The sequence below is a fragment of the Arcicella rosea genome (genome assembly GCF_040543805.1).
GTDB classification, from domain to species: domain Bacteria; phylum Bacteroidota; class Bacteroidia; order Cytophagales; family Spirosomataceae; genus Arcicella; species Arcicella rosea.
In genome coordinates this window covers 69048-91946 of the sequence record NZ_JBEUMS010000020.1, presented here as the reverse complement: position 1 = coordinate 91946, position 22899 = coordinate 69048, and the positions used below count along the sequence as shown (strand labels likewise).

Genomic DNA, 22899 nt, shown 5'->3' with positions numbered 1-22899 from the left:
ACTTCCTAGCCCTTCACCCTTCTATTCATTTCAATTACTGCTACTTCAAAAATTCTTTTCCCATCAATTTTTAATTTAATAGCTGTTTGAACACCATGAAAACCATGTGTTCCTGCCGCTCCAGGATTGATAAATAGCATGCCATTTCTGGATAAATCTCTTTTTACTTGTAAAATATGCGAATGTCCGCAGACAAAAACATCAGGCGTTTTAATGGCAAAACACTCAAGGGCATCGGGTTTGTATTTGGATGGAGCGCCCGCAATGTGGGTCATTCCGATACTGAGTTCTTCGCAAGTAAAATGATTAATTTTTGGGTAAATTTGTCTGAGTGTAGCATTATCAATATTGCCATAAACACCCTGAATGGGCTTCATGGCTTCTAAAGTATCCGAAAGTTCAACCGAACCCCAGTCGCCTGCATGCCAAATGTGGTCGCACCAATCAAGATGAGGTAAAAGACGTTCATCAAGAAAACTATGAGTATCTGAAATAATTAAAATTTTTTGCATAATTTTCACTAAGTCAAGTAAAACTTCCGTTTTGAATATAATAGAGCGATTTAATCGCCTGCTAATAGAAAAAATGATTTTAAACGCTTATTCAGACGAATAAACTTGATAATTGAAATAGATTTGAACACTTTCAACAGGAACATTCCTTGCTAAATAATGTTAATTATAAAATTTATTGAGACTTTTTATTTATCTCTTATTTTTACAGGGATATCATTCACAAATAAATGAACAAAAATAGTTGAATAAACATCAAACATATTGTACAAAGAGTTTTAAAAAATAAGAACTCAAACTCAATACTTCAACATTTACTTGATTACAATTCAATACAAAATCACAAAATTGTTGCTTTATGCCAGTGAAACCATTTGAAACCACTCTTTATGAAAAACTAGAACCGTTTTTCAGTAGTCATAATTTTGTGTTATTGGCAGATAAAAAACAATTTCGCAAAGTGACTCCAACGGGCTTTCAGAACGTAATTTTTACGGCAACGCCCTTTCAGAATGAAACTTGGTTAGAAGTAAATATTGGTTGTAGAAACAACCAAGTAGAACAAATTGCCCAACAGTTTATCGGAAACACTCGTGATTATTGGCCAGACTCAAATACTTTGGTGATTTCAATCGGGAAATTCAATGATGCTAAATACTTTAAGTATAAAATTTTCAACGAAAACGATTTGGATGATACTTGTGAAATCGTAAAAGAGTTTTTGGAACAAAGAGGTTTTCCGTTCATGAATGATTCGGATAGTTTGGTAGCATTGAATAATATTTTCAATCTACATCTTTCAAAACCTTGTAAGTATTTATACAATCAATTACATCGCAGTTATAAAGGAATCATCACGGCGAGACTAACGCATGATAAACATTTTTTAGATTTATCGAACAAGCACAGAGATACGCTAAGAAACATCGGTGCTAGTCCCGACGAACTACTTACTTACGAACGTTTGCTGAGTTTTCTGTTGTACCATTCTGTTAATTAAAAACAAGCTTTTATTGAAATTTTCCTAAATTGCATGAGGAAGATTATTTTTTGATGAAATTACGCATTGTACTCATATTGTTAATCTGTTGCAGTTGGTTCACTCCTTTGGTGGCACAACTGAAATTTAGCCGTATTAGTACACAAAGAGGTTTATCACAAAGTACAGTTGGTAAAATCTTTCAAGACAAACGGGGCTTCATTTGGTTTGCGACCAAAGATGGGTTAAACAAGTACGACGGCTACCAATTTACTGTTTACAGACATATCTCAAACGACCCAAACTCCATCAGTAGCAGTACGATTTCATGTATTACAGAAGACCAAGAGGGAAATCTTTGGGTAGGTACTTTTGATGGAGGTATCAATAAGCTAGACAAAACCACAGGAAATTTTATACATTTTAAACAAGCCGATGATAAAACCAGTATCGGCGGACTGAGTATTTCTTCTATCATCGCCACGCCCGATAACAAAATTTGGGTTTCTACTTATGGCTATGGTTTGCTTTGTTTTGATAATCAACAGAAAACCATCAAATGGCGTTTGGTAGAATCTGAATTACTGACGACCAACGATATTTCTTTGGTTTATCAAGACAAGAAAAATACCCTTTGGCTAGGCGGACATTATGGTGTAATTACTCATATTGATAAAAACAATCACGCCAATACGGTTAGACTCCAAAGTAATTTACCTCCTCGCAAAAATCAAATTACTTGTTTTGTAGAAGACCCACAAGGAAATATTTTGGTAGGTACTCGTGGTAATGGTTTGTATCGTTTAGACCCACGCACCAATCAGTTTACGCAAATCATGTACAGTCCCAATCAAATTAATAGAGCCAATTTGATTACGGATTTGGTTTATGATAAAGACGGTGTGCTATGGGTTGGAACAGACAATGGCGTATTTTTAGTGAGAAATAATAACTTCTCGCAACTTACTTATATAGAATCAAATCCTGATTCTGAAACAGGTTTGAGTTCTCATGCTATCCAAAGTATTTTCGTAGATCGTGACAACAATGTGTGGATAAGTACTTGGGAAGCAGGATTGAATGTACATTACAGACATCGTAATAACTTCAAATTATATCGTCATAAAGTAAATTCTACCCAAAATTTATTAAGAGATAAAGTAACGGCAATTGCTTGTGAAAGCGACCCGAATCGTGTGTGGATTGGTAGCAATAATGGACTAACACTTTTTGATAGAGCTAAAAATACTTTCTCGCATTATTTTATTAATCCTTCTTTCTTGACAACCAGTACCAACGACATCAATAATTTATATTATGACCGTGATGGCGACCTTTTGGTACTTACTTGGGAAATTGGATTGAGAATCATGAAAAAAGGAAGTAATTCCTTTGCCCTTTATCCTTACGACGACGGTAGTAATACTACTCACCTTACTTGTTTGAGTCCTTCTATCAAACCAAAAAAAGTTTGGGTTGGTACACAGGAAGAAGGCATTTTACTCTTCGATAAACAAACTGGAGAATTTAATCCCGTGCCAGATCTAAATCGTAAAGGAATTCTATTGGGAATGCACATCAATTCTATTTTAGAAGAAGAAAATGGAACACTTTGGATTGGTACTTATAACAATGGAATTTTCTGTTATGACCCTATCAAAAGAAGAATTGTACACATCAAAAAGTCTAATCGTTCGGATGGATTAAGTGCGAACCAAATCAATAAAATATTCCAAGATTCTCGCAAACAAATCTGGATTGGCACAAATGGTGGGGGCTTAAATTTGTATCAACCTGCCACAAGAACTTTTAAAGTGTGGAGAACAGAAGATGGTTTACCCAATAATACCATCAAAGGCATTGTAGAAGACAGCCATCATCACTTATGGTTATCAACCAATCAAGGCATTTCTCAGTTTATTAATTATAGCAATTCCTTCAAGAATTATACAAAAGCAGATGGACTTCAAGGTTCTGAGTTTTTACTGAATGCTTATGCACAAAATAACCGTGGAGAAATATTTTTTGGTGGTACAGAAGGACTTAATATTTTCCATCCAGATAGTCTTGTAGAAAGTAACAAAGTACCGAATGTATATCTTACTGGGTTAAAACTATTTAATAAACCAGTTGTAGTTGGTCAGAAAAACTCTCCATTACAACAAGATATTTCACAAACTGAAGAATTGATTTTGGAGTCTGACCAAAATGTATTTTCGATAGATTTTACTGCTTTGGATTTCCAACAATTCAAGAACAACCAATACGCTTATGTACTTCAAGGTTTCGATAAAGAATGGAATTATATAGGCACACAAAGAACAGCCAATTATACCAACTTAAATCCGGGCGATTATTTGTTTAGGGTAAAAGCAACCAATAATGATGGCGTTTGGACACAAAGAGAAGCCCTTTTACGCATAACCATTTTGCCACCTTGGTATAATACTTGGTGGGCTTATTTCTTTTATGTTGTTATTATTGGTGTTGGACTTTACTCTTTAAGAAGAACCGTGCTGGTTCGTGAACGTTTGAAATTAGACATAGAATTACAAGAAAGAGAAAAAGAACAAATTCAGGAATTAGATACGCTCAAAACAAATTTCTTTACTAATATTTCTCATGAATTTAGAACACCGTTGACATTAATTATCAGTCCTTTAGAGAAGTATTTATCCGAAAACAAAGATATTCCTGATGCGCAACGCAAAAGAACAGAATCTATTTACAGAAATGCCAAGCAATTACAAAAGCTGATTAATCAATTATTAGATTTATCGAAATTAGAAGCAGGGAAACTTTCGCCAGAGATTACTCAAAGCGATGTGGTTGATTTTGTGCAACAAATCACAGAATCTTTTAGAGGTTTGGCGGAACAGAAAAATATCAAACTAAACTTTCAACCTTCAAGTCCTTATATTTTAGCTTATTTTGATACTGATATTTTAGAGAAAATCGTCACCAATTTATTGTCAAATGCTTTTAAATTTTCGGATAGTCATGGCGAAATCACGGTAAAAGTAGCTTTAAATCCTGCGGATAATCAGCGAATCATCATTGCCGTAAGCGATACAGGCATTGGAATAGACAGTAAAAATCTGCAAAATGTATTCAATCGTTTTTATCAAATACATGGCAAAGACCCACAAAAACAAGTAGTGGGTACTGGCGTAGGTTTGGCTTTGTGTAAAGAATTGATAGAATTACACCGTGGCGAAATTTTAGTAAGCAGTCGTTTGGGTAAAGGAAGTACTTTCACAGTTCATTTACCGATTGATAAAAACGCTTATGACAGTAGTTGGATTCGTGAAAATGCGAATACTCCAGAAATGGTACAAATCAATATTCATGATAATGCTACTGAAAATCAACAGCATGGAACATCCAAAAAGAATGCGCCACTTTTATTAATTGCAGAAGATAACGACGATTTACGCAATTATATCAAAGAGATTTTCGTTGACAATTTCAATGTGATTGAAGCAAACAATGGTAAAAAAGCCCTTGATATTGCGATTGAACAAGTACCTGATTTGATTATTTCTGACTGGATTATGCCTGAAATGACAGGTGGAGAATTGTGCGAGCATATCAAATTAAAAGAAAGTACGAGTCATATTCCTGTGATTATTCTTACTTCAAGAGGAAGTAATGATAGTAAGTTGGCAGGTTTGGAAATCGGTGCGGATGATTATATCACCAAGCCTTTTAATGCCAATTTATTAGAAGCAAGAGTAAAAAACTTGCTTGAAAGCAGGAAGAAATTAAGAGAGCGATTCAGCAAAGAAATCAAAGTAAATCCAAAAGAAATTACTTTAAATTCTTCTGATGAACACTTCTTAGAAAAAGCAGTAAGAATCGTTGAAGAAAACATGATGAATACTTCCTTGGATATTGCTTTCTTGGAAAGAGAACTCAACATGAGTACAATGCAATTATACCGTAAGCTAAAAAGTTTAACCAACTTTTCTGGGAACGAATTTATCAAGAATGTACGTTTAAAAAAAGCGGTACAATTACTTGAAACAGAAAGCTTTACGATTGCCGAAATTGCTTACAAAGTTGGATTCAACGACCCATCTTATTTTACTCGTATCTTTAAAAAAGAGTTTGGCAAATCACCATCAGAGTATCTTGAAAAATCGACTTTATAATGATTAGTTATCATCAATTTACTTCATTCTATCAAGTCTTTTGTATCACCCTAATTAGATTATTCGCTATAATCGTGCTTAGCACCAAACATTTCCGTCTAATGATGAATTTCAAAAAGAACATTATTCTTTACTTTTTTGTATGTTTTAGCTTTTGTCCAGCTGCTTTATCACAACAAAGAGATTCTACCTTCCGTAAACTTACTGTCAAACAATTAATTGTTCCTGCGGCATTACTTTCTGGAGGCTACTTGCTTAAAAGTTTTAGTTTAAAGCAAGAACAACTAGAATGGCATGATAAATATTATAAGGATTTCGAAACCAATGTTGATGATATTATTCAATATGCTCCTTATGCTGCTTATGTCGGTTTAGACCTCGTAGGTGTAAAGGCAAAACACAGTTTTGGCGACCGCATGGGTGTTTTATTCATCGGGGCAGCAGTAATGTCTGGTACTGTATTTAGTTTAAAACACACAACTAAAGTACTTCGTCCTGATAATTCCGCACAAGATTCATTTCCTTCAGGTCATACTGCAAATGCTTTTTTTGGGGCAACAATAGTCGCTCAAGAATATAATGATGAAAGTATTTGGTATGGAATTGGAGCATATTCTGTAGCAACCGCCACAGGTGCATTAAGAATCATGAACAATCGCCACTGGTTTTCAGATGTAGTTGTTGGTGCAGGGATTGGTATTCTTTCAGGCAAAGCTGCTTATGTGATTTATCCTTGGTTGAAAGAAAAATTAGGGAAAAAGCAAAGTAATAATCCATCTAAAATTGCCTTTACTCCAATGTACGATGGCAGAACAGTTGGTGGAAATTTGGTGATTGGCTTTTAACTAAACTCCTAAGCAGATTATAGAAGCGTAAATCTAATAATGAAAAAATATTTGTATGAAAATTATCATCACCACTATCGAACTGTTTTTTCTCATTATTATTTTAGTTTCGTGTAAAGCTCAAGACATGACTATTTTAACGCCAGTCGTGACAAACGATACACTTTCAACCAAGAAAGGAATTGCAGCTTATAATTTTACAAGCAAAGAAAATATCATTAAACTGAATGATTTAAACACTGGTTGGTTGTATAGTTGGAGTGTATTTTTACCAATGACGGGCACAGCAAGTTATTATGAAGGGAAAGAAGAATTTGTACCAATGATTTGGGCAAAAAATGATACAACACTCGCAAAAATTAATTATCTAAAAAAAGGGAAAGAGACTGGTAAATTAAAACATTTACTTGGCTTTAACGAACCGGATAGAGCTGACCAAGCCAATATGACGGTAAAAGAATGCCTTGATATTTGGCCTGAATTAATGAGTACTGGTCTTCGTTTGGGTAGTCCTGCACCTGCCAACTCACCTTGGTTGCAAGAATTTATGGCAGGAGTAGAAGCCAGAGGTTACCGGGTTGACTTTATCGCAGTTCATACTTATCAAGATTTTACTAACCCGAATGCTCCTACTGAATTAAAAAATTGGCTAACAGATATTTATAACAAGTACAAACGTCCTATCTGGTTAACTGAGTTTGGTGCCGCTGATTATGCACAATGGAAATTAAGCCGATATGGAACACCTACTGTTTACCAAGCACAGATTTACATGAATCAAGCGATTGAAGTACTCAAGAGTCTTCCATTTGTTGAACGTTACGCTTGGTTTGCTGACCGTTGTACTGATGAATACATATATGGAACTATCTATGATAATAATGGACAGCTTACAAATCTTGGAGCAGCCTTTCGTGAAAAAGAATAAGTTTTGAATTTGTTATATTACAAAAAAGCTCTTGGCTGAAATTAGCCAAGAGCTTTTTTATTTACTCTTCTCTCTTCCCTTTTCGGGCTTGCAACAAGCCTTGTTTGATGAGTTCGTTATTTTTCCAAGCTTTAATGGCTGTTTTAAATTTAGCTTTATCTTCTTTGGAAACTGTTTCTAAATCTGATAAATCTGGTTTCCCAGCATTTACCCAAGCAGTGTACCAAAAATCTGCAACGCTTTCACTTGATAATATCATCTGATTGTTGATGGTATTGCCTAAACGTTCACCGTAAGCCTTCGCAAATTCGCCTGTATAATTCTTCCTCATTTGTCCGAAACGCTCTGAACGTTTAAATTTTCTTTCCTCAGTAAAACCAACACTAGCATTAATTTCTTCTTTGAAAACGCCATCTAATAATTTGTTGGTTGCTGCGATTTTTTTCCAAATCTCAGCCAAAGGGTCTTTAATGTATTTGGCTTTATGTTTAGTATGAAGATTATAACTTTCAATATTCATCTCTGGTACAGCAGTTTCCCAAAGTGAGTGAAGTCCCTTTTGGTTAGTCAATTGTCCATCGTAATTATAACTTGTGTGTAAAGGCACGTGAGCATCCGAAACATAATGTCCTAAATCTGCTGCATAAAATAAAATACTGTCTTTCATTTTACTTCGGAAAGCATTCGTCAATTTCTCTTGCATATCTACTACTACCCACGGTAAAGTACCATATTCTTTCAGAGTGTCAACAGAGTATTTCTTTACAGCCGAATCCCAATCTTGCGGAATGGCATTTAAAGGATCTTTACCATAAACTGGGGCATCTAAATCAATAAAGTGTTTTGGCGCTTCTGTTTTATCGGTATTTCTACGAACATCTGGACGGACAGAATTATAAACCATGTAGTCTTCATTCTTCATAAAAAAGGTTGACAATTTTTTCGGCAAGGCGTAAGCCGTAATTTGATGAATGGTTTTGTGACCTAAAAAGCCCCAAGAACAACAGACTAACAGTATTAAAAGAGCAAGGATTGCATTAAGTTTTGGTAGTTGTTTCATGAATTTAGTTTTGCTGATGAAAAATTAGTGAATTGATTATAAATTAGAATTTGTTAATTAGCAACGAACTTGATTCCCAATTAAATTAATTGGTATCAAAACAAAGATAGAATGAAAGAGATTATATTATCAACTTGATGATTTAAGTAATAATTAATTCTTTAGATTTTAGTAATAAATTACTCCTTAAAAGTTTAATTCAAAGTATAATACTTCATCCAAAGGATTATAAACATAAGCTGATGTTTCTTTAAAACCAAAAGAACGATACAAAGCGATAGCTTCAGTCAAACTAGTTAAAGTATCCAATTTCATGGTTTGATAATTGGCATTTTTAGCGAAAGTGATTAATTCTTCAACCAATTTTCTACCAACTTTCAGCCCTCTAGCTGTTGGTTTTACGTAAAGGCGTTTCATTTCACAAACGCCATCAGCAATGGGTTTTAGCGCAACACAACCTACAATTTCCTGATTGATTTTGGCAAGAATAATACAGCCTTTAGGTGCTGCATATACTTTTGATAAAGATTGTAATTCCTCTTCAAAATGCTGAAAACAAAGGTCAATCTTCAAATATTCAGCATATTCTATAAAGATTTTTCTTACTTCATCTAATTCCTCAGGTGAGTAATTCACATAATAGAATTGCATATTTTTAATTTTGTGAGTAAATAATTAAGGATAAAAAAAATTGAATGAAAATCACTTACTAATTTTGGGTATGAAATTACAAGAAATATTCCGAAACATCATTGCTAACGATTCTCTTCACGCTCGATTCTTGAATACTCTTTCATTAATGGAGAATACAGGTGCAAGAAAAATATCGGCTTCAGAAGATAAAACTAAGGTTTCTTATATCGTTTTGAAGCACGCAGCCGAAGAAGCACGTCATGCTTTTTACTTAAAAAAGCAAATTCAGAAGGTCGGAAAAATAGCAGATTTCCCAACCTACGAAAACCCATATCTCATCGCTCCTTTTGCGAGTTATACTTATTTACATACGCTGGATATTCAGGTTTGTAGATATTTAAAAAGTAGCTTGAAACTTTCAGGAAGTGATTTGAGATATGCCGCTTATTTATTGGTTACTTATGCCATTGAAGTTAGAGCCGACGAATTGTATCCTGCCTATCAAGAATTACTTGATGAAGTATCGTCTAAAGTAAACATGAAATCAATCATTGTTGAAGAAGAAGGACATTTGGCAGAGATGATTAGTCAATTAAAAGAGTTTTCTCCTGAATGGGAAACGCACGCTAAAATCGCTTGTGATATTGAAAAGACTTTGTTCGACCAATGGATTGTTTCGATTGGGAAAGAATTAGGAGTTAATTAATAGCTATGAGCAGTGAGCTATGAGCTATGAGCTTTTTTTTATTTAAAGGCTCAAGGCTGACAGCTCATAGCTCACTGCTTACAAAGAATTTCTTCTAATAAACACAAAAGGATTTCTGATGTGTTCTTTTTTGCCACTCAAAATTAAGTCGGCAGCGTTTTTTCCTAATTGAAAATGATCGGTAGCAACTACCGTAATTCCTCCAGAAAGTATTTCCTTAATCGGTGTTTCGTTATAGGAAACGATGCCAATATCTTCTCCTACTTTCATCTTTTTATGTTGGCAACACATCAGCGTTTCTGCCAAATATCTTTCCGAAAGAATCAAATATGCTTCTTTACTTCTGATAGTATTTTCTTCTACTTCTGAATAAATGTTGTACTGCAATTGATGTTCTTTAGCAAACTTCTTCAGTCCTTCAATCACAAAATAAGCGTTGGCATAATGCTCCTGAATAATACAATTGATTGTACTATATTTCATGATAGCTTCCTTCGCTTTGAACAAAGCTTCGTAAATATCTTGCTCGAAATCTTGATAAACGCAAGCGTAATTTCCCCGAATAAATTCATTTCTTTTTTCTAAAAGAATCAATTTTCCAGTTGGAATACTGTTGACGGTTTTAAGAAAATCTTCGTTCGGGCAATTGGCATGAAGCATAAAAGCGAAGTAATCATACTGATTGATTTTCTCTTTTATGACCTTTTCAAAATGAAAAGCGTTCTGGGTACTGAACTGATGAATGTATAAATCTACCGTAGCTTTCCCTTCAATTTCATTCATAAAACCATCGTAGATTTCATGTTTAAAATCGTTCAGCCTACTAAAAACCATCAGGATTTTTAGCTCTTTTTTTTGAAGGCTTCTGTGCGAATTGGCTATTTGTGCTGTCAATGAGAGTGTCTTTTTTGTCTTATTGTGTCCAAGTAACATATTTCCGAAGAACTAAATATCCTGTTTTACACCGAGCGTAAAAGACAGGTCATATCAGGACACAAAATACTCATTTTCACAGTTTTGCAAAATATATACCAGCATTTGCAAGAAATGTCCTAACCATCAGAAGCATTTAGCAACTAATTTTACGAAACAATTACTGCACTATTTCAATAATTTATTTGACTTATTAAATCATTCAAAGCACTCGTTTTATTTAAAGTCAAAAATTACAGTTGAAGCAAAATGTAATTGTATTATTTATCACTTGCGTATTACCTGCTATTACCAATATATAAATAACCCAATTTTATCCAACCAATAAAATGATAAAGACATTCAGAGAGTTTTCTCAAAACAAGCAAGATTCAAAAACACCAAAATATCAACAACTAGTAAATACTTTGTTGATTGATATTGAAAGCGGAAACTTACAAACGGGTGAACGCCTTCCTTCCATCAACGAAGCTAGTGAAGAGTGCTACTTGTCTCGTGATACTGTTGAACGTGCTTATTCAGAACTTCATCGTTTGGGCGTTATTACTTCTATTTTCAGAAAAGGATATTTTATTTCTGGGAAGTCAGCCAAAACCAAAACGAAAGTATTTTTCCTAGTTGGGAAAATTACAGAAAACAACAAAGCTATTTTTAATGCTTTTGTGAATGCCTCTAACAAAGATGTAACTGTTGATATTTTCACTTACAATTACAAGAGTGATAATTTCAGAGAAATCATCAATAGTCATCTTGGGAATTATCACTACTATGTTATCATGCCTCACTTAATTGAGGAAAGCGAAGAAAACATTAAATGTTTAAAGAAGATTTCTGGCGAACGCCTTATCTTTTTAGAACAATCGTTAGCATCACTTCATGGATTGAATTCAAGTATTTTGAGTAATTCGGGCGATGAGATTGCACAAGTAATGCAACAAAATTTAAAGCATTTCAAGAAATACAAAACCTTGAATTTGGTATTGACAGAAGACGAGTACTTCGATTCTGAATTGATTACAGGTTTTAGAGATTTCTGTGAGACAAATCATTTCGATTTCCAAGTGTTGGATGGCTTTCAAGATGAAGAAGTAATGCAAGGAAATGCTTACTTGACGATGGATGACATTGATTTAGTTGCAGTAATCAAATCAGCAGAACAACAAAACTTTACATTGGGCAAAGAAATTGGTTTAATCTCTTTGAATGATAATTGTTATAAAGAAATATTAGCCGGTGGCATCACGATAATATCCTCAAAGCCTACTGAGATTGGAAAAATGGCCGCCAACATTATCCAAGCCGGTAAACGCCAACAGGTACAAGTACCGATGGAAATGGTTTTAAGGAAATCACTTTAAAAGCACTTTTTTAATTGAAAAATAGGCTAAGATGATAAAAATCTTATCCCTTGTTTACAACCTTGACTATCTTTAGTCAAGGTTGTTTTGTTTTCATGGCTCTTTTTCTGTTAAAATCCTGTAATTTTGCAACTCTAAAAAAATTATCTTGTAGCCAATCACACTTATTGTTAATGACTACAACAAAAACCACAAGCAATGGAATACAATTTCAAAGAAACAGAACAGAAATGGAGAAAGTTTTGGGAAGAAAACCAAACCTATAAAACAGAGATTAATCACGATAAACCAAAGTACTATGTTTTGGATATGTTCCCGTATCCATCTGGTGCTGGTTTGCACGTTGGTCATCCGCTAGGCTACATTGCTTCTGACATCATCGCTCGTTACAAACGTTTGAAAGGTTTTAATGTATTGCATCCAATGGGTTTTGATTCTTTCGGTTTACCTGCCGAACAATATGCCATTCAAACGGGTCAACATCCTGCAATTACTACCGAAGAAAATATTACTACTTATATTCGACAGCTAAAACAAATTGGGTTTAGTTATGACTGGTCTCGTGAAGTACGTACTTCTGATGCCAAATATTACAAATGGACGCAGTGGATTTTCATGCAATTGTTTAAGCATTATTATGATAAAGATGCTAACAAGGCTTTACCGATTGCTTCTTTAGTAGAACGTTTTACTGTTTCTGGTAACAAAGGCATTAATGCCGTTTGTGATGAAGATACACCAAACTTTACTGCGGAAGAATGGAATGGCATGAACGAACAAGAGCAACAAACTTTGTTATTGAAATTCCGTTTGACTTTCCCTGATGATTCTGTGGTAAACTGGTGTCCAGCTTTGGGAACAGTTTTGGCGAATGATGAAATCAAAGACGGTGTTTCTGAACGTGGCGGGTATCCTGTAGAGCAGAAAAAAATGAAGCAGTGGGCAATGCGTATTACTGCTTATGCCGATAGATTAATTGATGGATTGAACGAAGTAGATTGGTCAGACGCTTTGAAAGAACAACAACGCAACTGGATTGGTAGAAGTACTGGTGCAAGTGTGAAATTTAAAGTTGACGCTTCGACTGTTCAAGAAAATGCACCTGAATTTATTGAAGTATTTACCACTCGTGTTGATACAATTTATGGCGTTTCATTTATGGTAATTGCTCCTGAACATGAGTACGTTCCATTCTTGACAACACCAGAACAAAAAGCCACAGTTGATGAGTATGTAAAATGGGTAGCTTCAAGAACGGAATTAGACCGTATGTCGGAAGTGAAAAAAGTAACGGGTGCATTTACAGGTAGCTATGTAATCAATCCATTTAACGACGAGAAAATTCCTATTTTCTTGGCGGATTATGTTTTAGCGGGCTACGGAACAGGTGCAGTTATGGGTGTTCCTTCAGGCGACCAACGTGACTGGAATTTTGCGAAACATTTCGATTTACCAATTGTGCCAATTTTAGATGCACAAAAAGATATTGAAGAACAAGCCGATAATACCAAAGAAGGAAAATACATCAATTCAGGAATTATCGACGGCATGGGATACAAAGAAGCTACGGCAACTTTGACAAAATGGTTAGAAGAAAGAGGCATTGGTAAAGGTAAAATTCAATATCGTTTGCGTAATGCAGTATTTAGCCGCCAACGTTATTGGGGCGAGCCAGTGCCAGCGTACTTCAAAGACGGTTTACCATATTTGATTGAAGAAAGCGAATTACCTTTAGAATTACCAGTAATCGACAAATACTTACCAACCGAAACAGGCGAGCCACCATTAGGACGTGCAGAAGGTTGGAAGTACAAAGGCGAATACGAATATGAATTGTCAACAATGCCGGGTTGGGCAGGTTCGTCATGGTATTGGTATCGTTATATGGATGCCCAAAATGAGCAAGAATTTGCTTCGTCAGAAGCCATCAATTATTGGAAAGCTGTTGATTTATACTTAGGCGGTTCAGAACATGCTACTGGACACTTATTGTACAGCCGTTTTTGGAATAAATTCTTGAAAGATTTAGGATTAGTACCCGAAGAAGAATTTGCTAAGAAATTGATTAATCAAGGCATGATTCAAGGGCGTTCTAATTTTGTGTATCGTGTGAAATCTTCTGTGGGCGAAGGCAAAAATCCAGTCTTTGTTTCATTCGGTTTGAAAGAACAATATGAAACTACGCCAATCCACGTGGATGTAAACATTGTTTCAAACGAAGTATTGGATGTAACAGCTTTCAAAAACTGGCGTTCAGATTTTGAAAAGGCTGAATTTATTTTAGAAGATGGCAAATATATCTGCGGAGTAGAAGTAGAGAAAATGTCGAAATCTAAATACAACGTAGTAAATCCAGATGTATTAGTTGATAAAGTTGGTGCAGATACTTTGCGTTTGTACGAAATGTTCTTAGGGCCATTAGAACAAGCCAAGCCTTGGAATACTAATGGTATCGACGGTTCATTTCGTTTTATCAAAAAAGTATGGCGTTTGTTCTATGACGATTTGGGTAATTTCAAAGTAAAAGACGAAGCCCCATCACCAGCAGAATTAAAGGTTTTACATACTTGTATCAAGAAAGTAGAAGAAGATTTAGAGCGTTATTCATTCAATACAGTAGTTTCTACTTTGATGATTTGCGTAAATGATTTAGGTACTTTGAAATGTAATAAGAAAGCAATCTTGCAAGAATTAGTCATTTTGATGTCATCATACACGCCACACATTGCCGAAGAACTTTGGGTATTGTTAGGCAACGAAGCAGGAACAATTTCTTATGCTACTTTCCCTAAATTCAATGCTTCTTTATTGGTAGAAGCTAATTTCGATTATCCGATTTCAATCAATGGAAAAGTAAGAGCCAATATCTCTTTCCCAACCGATGCTATTCCAGCAGATATTGAAGCAGGCGTATTAGCTAATGAAGTAGTACAAAAATGGTTAGACGGCAAAGCTCCTAAAAAAGTAATTGTCGTTCCAAAACGTATTGTGAATGTAGTGTTGTAAAGTAATTTATCGACGAAGATTTAATTCTATTCAATCCTATGAGGTTTTTGAAACCTCATAGGATTTTTTTGTTTTCTAAAAATAACAATCTCTTCAAGTGCTTTTAGTTTTTTATCCTTAACTTCAAAAACTAAAATATACCTTTCATCAAATTATCTTTTTTATGGAATTACAAGCCTTACAATATCCCATTGGAAAATGGGTTCCTCAAGAAACGCATACTTGGGAAGAGATTCAAGAAAAAATAGCTTTGTTAAAAACGATTCCTGCAAAATATAAGGAAGTAAGTGCTGATTTAAGCGAGGAGGATTTATTGAAACAATATCGTGAAGGTAGTTGGTCGGTCAGACAAATCATTCACCATGTTGCCGATATGCACGTTTTGTATTTTGTTCGTTTTAAACATGCCCTTACTGAAGTGAATTCGGAAGCTGTGGTAGGAAAAGTAGATGCTTGGGCAAATTTAGAGGAAGCAAAAACGGCTCCTATTGATTTCTCTTTGACTTTATTAGCAGGTGTTCATCAGCGTTGGACGTATCTTTTAGAACAAATGACGGAAGAAGATTTTCAAAAAGGATTTTATCATCCAACACGTAAGATGTACATGACCTTGAAAGATGCCGTTGATATTGGCGTTTGGCATAGTCAACATCATTTGGCACATATTAAAATTGCACTGGGAATTGCCCAATCATAGAAATTATCTAATACAAAAAGTTTTAAAGTCTTCTATAGAAAATCCCTTCAAAAAGGATAAAATTTTATCCTTTTTGAAGGGATTTTCCTACTAAAAGAGGAAAAATTTCCTCTTTTAGTAGGAAAATTGGTACTCCAAGTATCAACACTTCTACTTTTTTGCGGAATATTGCGGTTTTTAACAGCAAAATCCTATCAAAACTTCGGATTGTTGCGGTTTTAGATAGCAATTTTGCTATTTCAAATAAGGAAATTTCTTCTCTGGATATAAAAATCCTTTCTTTTTTGCGGAAAATTACGGTTTTTAGTATCAATATACTTATTACTTCAATCCCAATTTTATAATTTCATTTTACCGACTTTATTATAAAATCGCCAGCTTAATAAACTGGCAGAAGCGAAAAGACTAAGGGTTAGCCCAATCCAAATACCAATATGTTTTAAATCATAAATAAATCCTAAAACATAACACAAAGGCAAGCCAACGCCCCAATAAGCAAAAATGGTAATTAAAGTAGGAACATTTACATCTTGTACTCCTCGTAAAATACCCAAACTCACCGCCTGAACGCCATCGAATAATTGAAAAATTCCTCCCCAAATGATTAATTGGGCTGCCAATAATATTACGCCTTCGTCTTTTACATAACTCGCAAAAAAGTCATTGAAAGTCAACATCAATACGCCACAAACACCCATAAAACTTACGCCCATGAGTAATGCAGCGGTTCCAGCTCTAAAGATGGCAGTACGGTTTTTTTCTCCTACACCTGCCCCAACTCTGATGCCCCCAGCGGTAGCAATTCCGGTGGCAGCCATATAAGTAAGTGACACAAAACCAATTGCTACTTGGTGCGCCGCTTTGTGTTCAATACTTATCCAACCCATCATTACAACCGCACCGTAGAAAGCCGCAATTTCGAAAAAGCCCTGAAAACCACTTGGCACGCCTACTTTCAGGATGTTTTTAATCAGTTTAGACATTTCATTTTCATGAATTTTTGCCTCTAAATATTCTTTAAACTTACCTGAACGAAAAACATAATAAGTGATGGCAAGAAACATATAAAGCCTAGCAATACAAGTAGCATAACCAGCACCTTTTAATCCCAATTCTGGGAAAATCCAAATACCATTAATCAAAAAATAGTTCAGAATAACGTTCATCAAAAGGGCTGTCCAAGTAATATTCATGGCTACTTTGGTATGTGAAAGTCCATCAGTAAAACTTTTCATCGCCGAGAAAAGAAAAGCTGGAATGGTAGAGGCTGTCATTATCCAAAGATACTCTTGTGTAAGTGTTCTAATCTGTGGAGGCTGTTGCAGTATTTCCATATTCAGTCCAAATGCCACTACTAATACCGAACAAATAATTGCCATCAACAAGGCTACCCACAAACTTGCTCTTAATAATAAATTACATTTGGCGAAATCGTTTTCAGCTTTGGCTTTGGCAACCATTGGCGAAACAATTTGTAAACAGATATAACCAATAATAGAAATATTAATCAAAATTCCATTGGCATCAGCCGCCGCTGCCAAGGATTCTACCGCACCTTTATCGATGCGTCCTACTTGTATGGTATCTACCAAACCCATAATCATAATGCCTAACTGCCCCGCAATGATGGGAAGCGACAAACGATAAGTAGCAATAAGGTCGGGCTGATAATTTTTAAATAAATTTTTCAAGGGTATATTTTTTAAGAGATTGTTGATACAAACAAAAGAAATGATTGAGAAAAGAAAGTTTTTGTAGATTCTTCTACAAAGTTAAAACCTAAATAATTGATATACTTAATTGGCTTTTGATTTAAAACATCAAATGAAATAAATTAACATTAAAGACTAAAAACTGTACTTTTGTTGCTAGAAATCCTAAACACTTAACTTACCTAAAAACAATCCAACGATACTATGTCGAATATTAGAACATTAAAGCCTCGTAAAAGAATTGCCATTATTGCACACGATAATAAAAAAGCCGAATTAATTGATTGGGTTTATTACAACAGAGGCGTACTTTCAAGACATGAATTATTTGCAACAGGAACTACAGGCAGATTAGTTGAAGAATCTATCGACCGACCAGTAACAAAATTATTAAGTGGTCCGTTGGGTGGCGACCAGCAAATTGGTGCTTTAGTAGCCGAAGGTGCTGTTGACATGATTATTTTTTTCTGGGACCCAATGGCATCACAACCGCATGACCCTGATATTAAAGCTTTGTTGCGTTTGGGTGTAGTTTGGAATATCCCAATGGCTTGTAACCGTGCTACGGCTGATTTTATGTTGACTTCGCCATTAATGAATGATGAATACGAATCTCGTCTGACAGATTATTCTGTTTATTTGGGAAGAAAAGTATAGTTTTTAATTTGAAGATTTGAAAATGGTAAGAAATAAACAAGCAGGTTTTATTCATCAATCACATTTTCAAATCTTCAAATCACCAAATTTTCAAATTCATAAACCATACATCTTCTTAATTTTCTCAAAAAGTACTTCGTTAATTTTTCGGTAGCTTTCAACCGTCCAACCCGCAATGTGTGGCGTTAATATTACATTTTTCATTTGAAACAATTGTTCATAAACCTCTTCTTGTTCAGCCGTTAATTGTTTCATTTTCTCATTTTCTAATACATCCAAGCAAGCCCCTCTTAATTTACCTGATTGTAAGTTTTTCAGAATATCCGTAACAGAAGCCACTTCTCCACGAGAAGTATTTATTAGAAAAATATTCTTTTTGAATTTCGATAAATACGCATCGTTCACCAGCATTTTCGATGACTCATTTAAAGGAATATGCAGAGAAAGTACATCCGTTTTCTCAAAGATTTCTTCCATCGTTACTTCTTTTACCAAGTTGGATGAATAATCTGTTTTGAAACAATCGTAAGCCAATACTGCTACACCAAAGCCCGCTAGTCGCTCAGAAAGAGCTTTCCCCATATTACCATAACCGATAATACCGACCGTCATGCCTTTTAATTCTATGCCACGATTGGCTTCACGCAACCAAATTTTCTGACGTACTTCTGCATCAGCCCAATTGATTTTGTTGAAAAGTGACAGCAACATTCCTAAAGTATGCTCCGCAACAGCATCAGAATTTCCTTCATTTGCTGCAAATAATTGAATATTTAATTGCTCTACGGCTTCAATATCAATCAAATCTAAACCTGCGCCAGCTCTACCAATAAATTCTAATTTTTGTTGATGCGTTAAAAACTCTTTATCAATTTTAGTTTTACTTCTAATCAATAATCCTTCGTAATCTTTTATGATATTCAATAATTCAGGACGTTGAATATTGGGTTGGTAATCTGGAGAAAAACCTATTTCACTCAGCATCGTCAGGATGCTTGGGTGCATATCATCAGCAATTAAAACTTTCTTCATCATATTTGTTGTTCGTACCGATTAATTAATTCCGCTTCGGTATGAATAAGTACTAAAAAAACCTGCCACTGAGGTGACAGGTTCATTTTCTGTTTACAAATTTAACAGATTAAATATTTTTCAGAAAAATTAGCGACTAAAACTTTAATTTTTTCAAGTTGTTTAAGCCAATTTCGATGCCTTCCATTGGAGTACGTTTGTAGTTTTCTAATTCAACTACAAAGTATTTTGTACCTGCAATTTTAGCAGCATTAAAAATCTCTTGGAAATTAATATCGCCTTCTCCTACTTCTACTGTTACATTTTTAACTGGATCGTGGTCTTTTACGTGGAAATGCGTAAATCTTCCCGGATGGTTTTTGAACCATTCAATCGGTTGTTCTTTACCCACAACTACCCAGTATAAATCCATTTCGAATGTTACTAAATTCTTATCAGTATTATTCAAAAGGGTTGTATAAAGTTGTTCGCCATTGTACTTTTTGAATTCAAAATCATGGTTATGGTAGCCAAATTTCACACCAGAAGCCTTGCAATATTCACCTGCTTTGTTGAAAGTTTCTGCCATTTGCTTACCAATCAGACGGTCTGGGTCAGACATGTATGGAGCAATCACATATTTTTGACCAACTTTGATAGCATCTTCTACCAATTTCTTGAAATCATCAGAAAGCTGTCCGTTAACATAGTCTTTTGAAGTAACCATAGCATGAGCAGATGGCATTTTCAAACCGTTATCAGCCAAAGTTTTTGCATAATCAGCAGGCGTTAACCCAAAGAATTTTCCGTTTGAATAACCAAAACCTTCTACTTCTTTGTAACCCATTTTAGCAATTTTAGCCAAAGTATCTTTAGCATCTACTTTGATGGCATCACGCACAGAATATAACTGTACCCCAATATGGCGAGCCTCTTTTTTAGCAGCCCATAAATCATTCGCAAGAAGCGTTGCACCAGCAGTAGCAATTAAGCTATTTTTCAAAAAGTCACGACGTGATTGTTGTTCGATTGACATTGTTAATTAAGGTTGAATTTAGATTGAATAATATTTTTAGAAAATATTTTACCCTTACAAATTAAGGCTTTTTTGAATTTTCCTTATACTGGACTAACTATTTCTTTTCTATTTCTTACTACATCAATGGCTGTAAAAATAGCTTCAAGCATGGATGTTTCTTTGGCTATATTTTTTCCAGCAATATCATAAGCCGTTCCGTGGTCTGGCGAAGTACGTACTATCGAAAGTCCCGCTGTAAAATTGACACCATTTTCAAAAGAAATGTATTTAAAAGGAATTAACCCTTGGTCGTGATACATTGCTAAAACAGCGTCATAATGTTTAAATTGAGCATTTCCGAAAAATCCATCCGCCGGAAAAGGTCCAAAAACAAGATTACCTTTCTTTCTGAATTGTTCCAAAACTGGCGAGATTACTTCTTTCTCTTCGTTTCCCAATAAGCCATCTTCTCCAGCGTGAGGATTCAAGCCCAATACAGCAATTTTTGGTTTTTGAATACCAAAATCTTCTACCAAAGAAGTAAACATCAAATTCAGTTTCTGCGTAATTTTTTCTTGAGTAATCGCTCCACGTACTCTTCCTAAAGGAATATGTCCTGTTACTACGCCAACTCTCAACACATCAGAAACCAAGAACATCAAAGATTCTTTCGAATCAAACGCTTCAGTGAAGTATTCAGTATGCCCAGGGAATTTAAATTCTTCAGATTGAATATTATTTTTATTGATGGGAGCCGTCACGATAGCATGAATATGCCCAGCTTTTAAATCTTCCGTTGCTTTTTGTAAACAAGCTAAAGCCGCAGCACCCGCTTCAGGCGTTACTTTACCCGGTGTTACTTCGGTTTGTTTATCATCCCAACAAGTAATGACATTGGTGAACTTTGGATTGATTTGATCGATTCCGTGGATTCCGTGCAAAGTCCAATCTTTTAATTCAAGTGCTTTTCTGTAATAAGTAAATACTCTTTGCGAACCATAAATTACAGGCGTACAAAGTTTTAAAATACGGTTACTTGTTAATGCCTTTAAAATTACTTCAGGCCCTACACCATTATAATCGCCTAAAGTTATTCCTATGATTGGTTTTTGTTGTTCCATTGTTTTTGTAATCAGTGAATGGTTGTTTTCTTGAAATAACGAAGCATTCCCCATTCTGTAAATTTGAGTTGCAAGTTATCTTAAAAGTAGGGGAAATAAAAAAGGTTCAACGAATTGCTTCGCTGAACCCAAGATTGAATTGCCCTAAAACTACTTTTTGATAGCTTGCCATTTCAAATAAGTTGCTGAACGCCAAAGCCATTCCATTGGTCCATAAATAAATTTACTTAGCCACCATTTACTAAAAATGATTTGAAAAATAAAAATTCCGATACCAATTACATAACACCAAGCGGGACTAATATCGCCAGCCAAGCCAAAACCAACGCTGTAAAACAACATTACTCCAATAGCACTTTGTAATAAGTAATTGCTAAGCGCCATTTTTCCAATGGCTGAAAAGTTGATTAATACTTTCTCCATGTACGTTTTACTTAACCACAATGACAATCCAGTGATGTAAAAAATAGTCATAAGTAAAGAATGTAACGAAAATAGAAAATTACCTACCATGCCAAACCACTTGGGCATTTTATCCCAAAGCTGAGCAATATCAATTGTTAAAAAGAAAGCAATGATGAAAAAATTTACTCCGATAGACCACCACATCATCTTTTTTATCAACTTCTTATTTTCATTCAAATGCTCAAAGATTTTACGTTTACCGACCAATAATCCCAGTAAGAAAAACCCAAAAGTGACGAAAATCCTTCCAGAATTCCATTGAAAATCAGCCTTAAATTTTAGGTCTTTAAAATTCTGAACAACGATTTCAGTATAACTCCCTTTCTTTAAAGTATAATAACTTTTAGCATTTTCTCGCTCTGATTTTTCATTTTCCGCCTTTTGTTCTTTTTCTGTTTTAGGTTTCTCGGGTGCTTGGTTATAGGCAATTACTTCTCGAATAAAACTAGGAACATTCAAGGTGAAAAATAAAATAGCAATCAGTAATATCTTATCGCTGGCATTTCTAAAAAGTAGCATAAAAAAGCCCAAAAAGGCATAAATCCCTAAAATATCGCCTTTCCAATGAATATGATGAACGAAACCAATGATAAAAAGTATTACTAATCGCCACATAAATCTAGGGATAAAAGCTTTGTCTGATTCTTTCTTTTGAAGTAATTGTAAAGCGAAACTCACCCCAAATAAAAAGGAGAAAAATGTATAGAATTTACCTGTGATAAAAATGGCATCAAAATAATTGACAATCGTACTGCCAATATCATTTTGGTATTTTTGCCAAACCTCGCTAGGCATAGCACCTGCAATAAACCAGCCACCAATATGAGCTAAAATAATTCCGAATAAAGCAAAGCCTCTGAGGGCATCTACAAGTAAAATTCTTTGTTTCATCGTATTTTCATAGTTTTTTTAACTGTTAGAGATTATTTTTACTTTGTTTATGATGCTTTTATTCTTAGAAAGGTTGCATACAGAATGTACGATTGTAAAGATTGGGAAAGCATATTTTTATTGATTTATGTGTTCAAACGTCAACTAGATTTACAAAAATAGCATCTAACCAGAACTAAATTGCATCTTTCTAATATCTACCAAATTTTCTTG

At 34.8% G+C, this 22899-nt stretch carries 18 protein-coding genes; 9 read left to right on the top strand and 9 right to left on the bottom strand.

Annotated elements, in window-relative coordinates:
- Window positions 1–5 precede the first annotated feature (5 nt).
- Window positions 6–512: a metallophosphoesterase family protein gene (locus tag ABID42_RS21725; RefSeq protein ID WP_367285452.1), complete on the bottom strand. Its 507-nt coding sequence runs from the start codon at window positions 510–512 to the stop codon at window positions 6–8.
- A gap of 358 nt (window positions 513–870) precedes the next feature.
- On the opposite strand from ABID42_RS21725, the gene ABID42_RS21720 reads away from it, so the two are divergent.
- From ABID42_RS21720 to ABID42_RS21705, 4 genes are all read left to right on the top strand, one after another.
- Entirely contained in the window at window positions 871–1512 is a 642-nt protein-coding gene (locus ABID42_RS21720) for a hypothetical protein (protein WP_367285451.1), read from the top strand.
- 53 nt (window positions 1513–1565) lie between these two features.
- Window positions 1566–5645: a two-component regulator propeller domain-containing protein gene (locus ABID42_RS21715; RefSeq protein ID WP_323689581.1), complete on the top strand. Its 4080-nt coding sequence runs from the start codon at window positions 1566–1568 to the stop codon at window positions 5643–5645.
- A gap of 101 nt (window positions 5646–5746) precedes the next feature.
- Window positions 5747–6490, top strand: coding sequence for a phosphatase PAP2 family protein (locus ABID42_RS21710; protein WP_367285450.1), 744 nt, complete (start codon window positions 5747–5749; stop codon window positions 6488–6490).
- Window positions 6491–6545: 55 nt separating this feature from the next.
- Entirely contained in the window at window positions 6546–7418 is an 873-nt protein-coding gene (locus ABID42_RS21705) for a glycosyl hydrolase (RefSeq protein WP_367285449.1), read from the top strand.
- A gap of 61 nt (window positions 7419–7479) precedes the next feature.
- Here ABID42_RS21705 and ABID42_RS21700 read toward each other — a convergent pair whose 3' ends face one another.
- Both ABID42_RS21700 and ABID42_RS21695 read right to left on the bottom strand, forming a co-directional pair.
- On the bottom strand, window positions 7480–8478 hold the full coding sequence (locus tag ABID42_RS21700) for a zinc dependent phospholipase C family protein (protein WP_367285448.1): 999 nt from the start codon (window positions 8476–8478) through the stop codon (window positions 7480–7482).
- 186 nt (window positions 8479–8664) lie between these two features.
- A complete protein-coding gene (locus tag ABID42_RS21695; protein ID WP_367285447.1) occupies window positions 8665–9129 on the bottom strand; it encodes a GNAT family N-acetyltransferase in 465 nt (154 codons plus the stop codon).
- Between the two features lie 70 nt (window positions 9130–9199).
- Here ABID42_RS21695 and ABID42_RS21690 point away from each other — a divergent pair, with 70 nt between their 5' ends.
- Window positions 9200–9817 (top strand): hypothetical protein, encoded by a 618-nt coding sequence (locus ABID42_RS21690; protein ID WP_367285446.1) that lies wholly within the window; start codon window positions 9200–9202, stop codon window positions 9815–9817.
- A 78-nt stretch (window positions 9818–9895) separates the two neighbouring features.
- Here the strand turns inward: ABID42_RS21690 and ABID42_RS21685 are convergent, their stop codons facing one another.
- Entirely contained in the window at window positions 9896–10711 is an 816-nt protein-coding gene (locus tag ABID42_RS21685) for a substrate-binding domain-containing protein (RefSeq protein WP_323689586.1), read from the bottom strand.
- A 368-nt stretch (window positions 10712–11079) separates the two neighbouring features.
- Here ABID42_RS21685 and ABID42_RS21680 point away from each other — a divergent pair, with 368 nt between their 5' ends.
- From ABID42_RS21680 to ABID42_RS21670, 3 genes are all read left to right on the top strand, one after another.
- Window positions 11080–12108: a GntR family transcriptional regulator gene (locus ABID42_RS21680; RefSeq protein WP_323689587.1), complete on the top strand. Its 1029-nt coding sequence runs from the start codon at window positions 11080–11082 to the stop codon at window positions 12106–12108.
- A gap of 198 nt (window positions 12109–12306) precedes the next feature.
- Window positions 12307–15114 carry a leucine--tRNA ligase gene (gene leuS, locus ABID42_RS21675; RefSeq protein ID WP_367285445.1) on the top strand — a complete coding sequence of 936 codons (2808 nt, stop codon included), beginning with the start codon at window positions 12307–12309 and terminating at the stop codon, window positions 15112–15114.
- A gap of 163 nt (window positions 15115–15277) precedes the next feature.
- Window positions 15278–15811, top strand: coding sequence for a YfiT family bacillithiol transferase (locus ABID42_RS21670; protein ID WP_367285444.1), 534 nt, complete (start codon window positions 15278–15280; stop codon window positions 15809–15811).
- A gap of 338 nt (window positions 15812–16149) precedes the next feature.
- On the opposite strand, the gene ABID42_RS21665 is transcribed toward ABID42_RS21670, so the two are convergent.
- On the bottom strand, window positions 16150–17502 hold the full coding sequence (locus ABID42_RS21665) for an MATE family efflux transporter (RefSeq protein WP_367285443.1): 1353 nt from the start codon (window positions 17500–17502) through the stop codon (window positions 16150–16152).
- A gap of 225 nt (window positions 17503–17727) precedes the next feature.
- Here ABID42_RS21665 and ABID42_RS21660 point away from each other — a divergent pair, with 225 nt between their 5' ends.
- Window positions 17728–18180, top strand: a complete 453-nt coding sequence (locus ABID42_RS21660) for a methylglyoxal synthase (protein WP_323689593.1) — start codon at window positions 17728–17730, stop codon at window positions 18178–18180.
- A gap of 96 nt (window positions 18181–18276) precedes the next feature.
- Here ABID42_RS21660 and ABID42_RS21655 read toward each other — a convergent pair whose 3' ends face one another.
- The 4 genes from ABID42_RS21655 to ABID42_RS21640 all read right to left on the bottom strand — a co-directional run bounded on the left by ABID42_RS21655 (window position 18277) and on the right by ABID42_RS21640 (window position 22686).
- Entirely contained in the window at window positions 18277–19215 is a 939-nt protein-coding gene (locus tag ABID42_RS21655) for an NAD(P)-dependent oxidoreductase (protein WP_367285442.1), read from the bottom strand.
- A 133-nt stretch (window positions 19216–19348) separates the two neighbouring features.
- A complete protein-coding gene (locus ABID42_RS21650; protein ID WP_367285441.1) occupies window positions 19349–20227 on the bottom strand; it encodes a sugar phosphate isomerase/epimerase family protein in 879 nt (292 codons plus the stop codon).
- An 83-nt stretch (window positions 20228–20310) separates the two neighbouring features.
- Window positions 20311–21330 (bottom strand): 4-hydroxythreonine-4-phosphate dehydrogenase PdxA, encoded by a 1020-nt coding sequence (gene pdxA, locus ABID42_RS21645; protein ID WP_367285440.1) that lies wholly within the window; start codon window positions 21328–21330, stop codon window positions 20311–20313.
- Window positions 21331–21480: 150 nt separating this feature from the next.
- Window positions 21481–22686: a DUF418 domain-containing protein gene (locus tag ABID42_RS21640; RefSeq protein WP_367285439.1), complete on the bottom strand. Its 1206-nt coding sequence runs from the start codon at window positions 22684–22686 to the stop codon at window positions 21481–21483.
- Window positions 22687–22899 lie beyond the last annotated feature (213 nt).

Coding starts and splice junctions, on each gene's coding strand:
- ABID42_RS21725 (WP_367285452.1), bottom strand. CDS start 512: ATGCAAAAAATTTTAATTATTTCAGATACTCATAGTTTTCTTGATGAA.
- ABID42_RS21720 (WP_367285451.1), top strand. CDS start 871: ATGCCAGTGAAACCATTTGAAACCACTCTTTATGAAAAACTAGAACCG.
- ABID42_RS21715 (WP_323689581.1), top strand. CDS start 1,566: ATGAAATTACGCATTGTACTCATATTGTTAATCTGTTGCAGTTGGTTC.
- ABID42_RS21710 (WP_367285450.1), top strand. CDS start 5,747: ATGATGAATTTCAAAAAGAACATTATTCTTTACTTTTTTGTATGTTTT.
- ABID42_RS21705 (WP_367285449.1), top strand. CDS start 6,546: ATGAAAATTATCATCACCACTATCGAACTGTTTTTTCTCATTATTATT.
- ABID42_RS21700 (WP_367285448.1), bottom strand. CDS start 8,478: ATGAAACAACTACCAAAACTTAATGCAATCCTTGCTCTTTTAATACTG.
- ABID42_RS21695 (WP_367285447.1), bottom strand. CDS start 9,129: ATGCAATTCTATTATGTGAATTACTCACCTGAGGAATTAGATGAAGTA.
- ABID42_RS21690 (WP_367285446.1), top strand. CDS start 9,200: ATGAAATTACAAGAAATATTCCGAAACATCATTGCTAACGATTCTCTT.
- ABID42_RS21680 (WP_323689587.1), top strand. CDS start 11,080: ATGATAAAGACATTCAGAGAGTTTTCTCAAAACAAGCAAGATTCAAAA.
- leuS (WP_367285445.1), top strand. CDS start 12,307: ATGGAATACAATTTCAAAGAAACAGAACAGAAATGGAGAAAGTTTTGG.
- ABID42_RS21670 (WP_367285444.1), top strand. CDS start 15,278: ATGGAATTACAAGCCTTACAATATCCCATTGGAAAATGGGTTCCTCAA.
- ABID42_RS21660 (WP_323689593.1), top strand. CDS start 17,728: ATGTCGAATATTAGAACATTAAAGCCTCGTAAAAGAATTGCCATTATT.
- ABID42_RS21655 (WP_367285442.1), bottom strand. CDS start 19,215: ATGATGAAGAAAGTTTTAATTGCTGATGATATGCACCCAAGCATCCTG.
- ABID42_RS21650 (WP_367285441.1), bottom strand. CDS start 20,227: ATGTCAATCGAACAACAATCACGTCGTGACTTTTTGAAAAATAGCTTA.
- pdxA (WP_367285440.1), bottom strand. CDS start 21,330: ATGGAACAACAAAAACCAATCATAGGAATAACTTTAGGCGATTATAAT.
- ABID42_RS21640 (WP_367285439.1), bottom strand. CDS start 22,686: ATGAAACAAAGAATTTTACTTGTAGATGCCCTCAGAGGCTTTGCTTTA.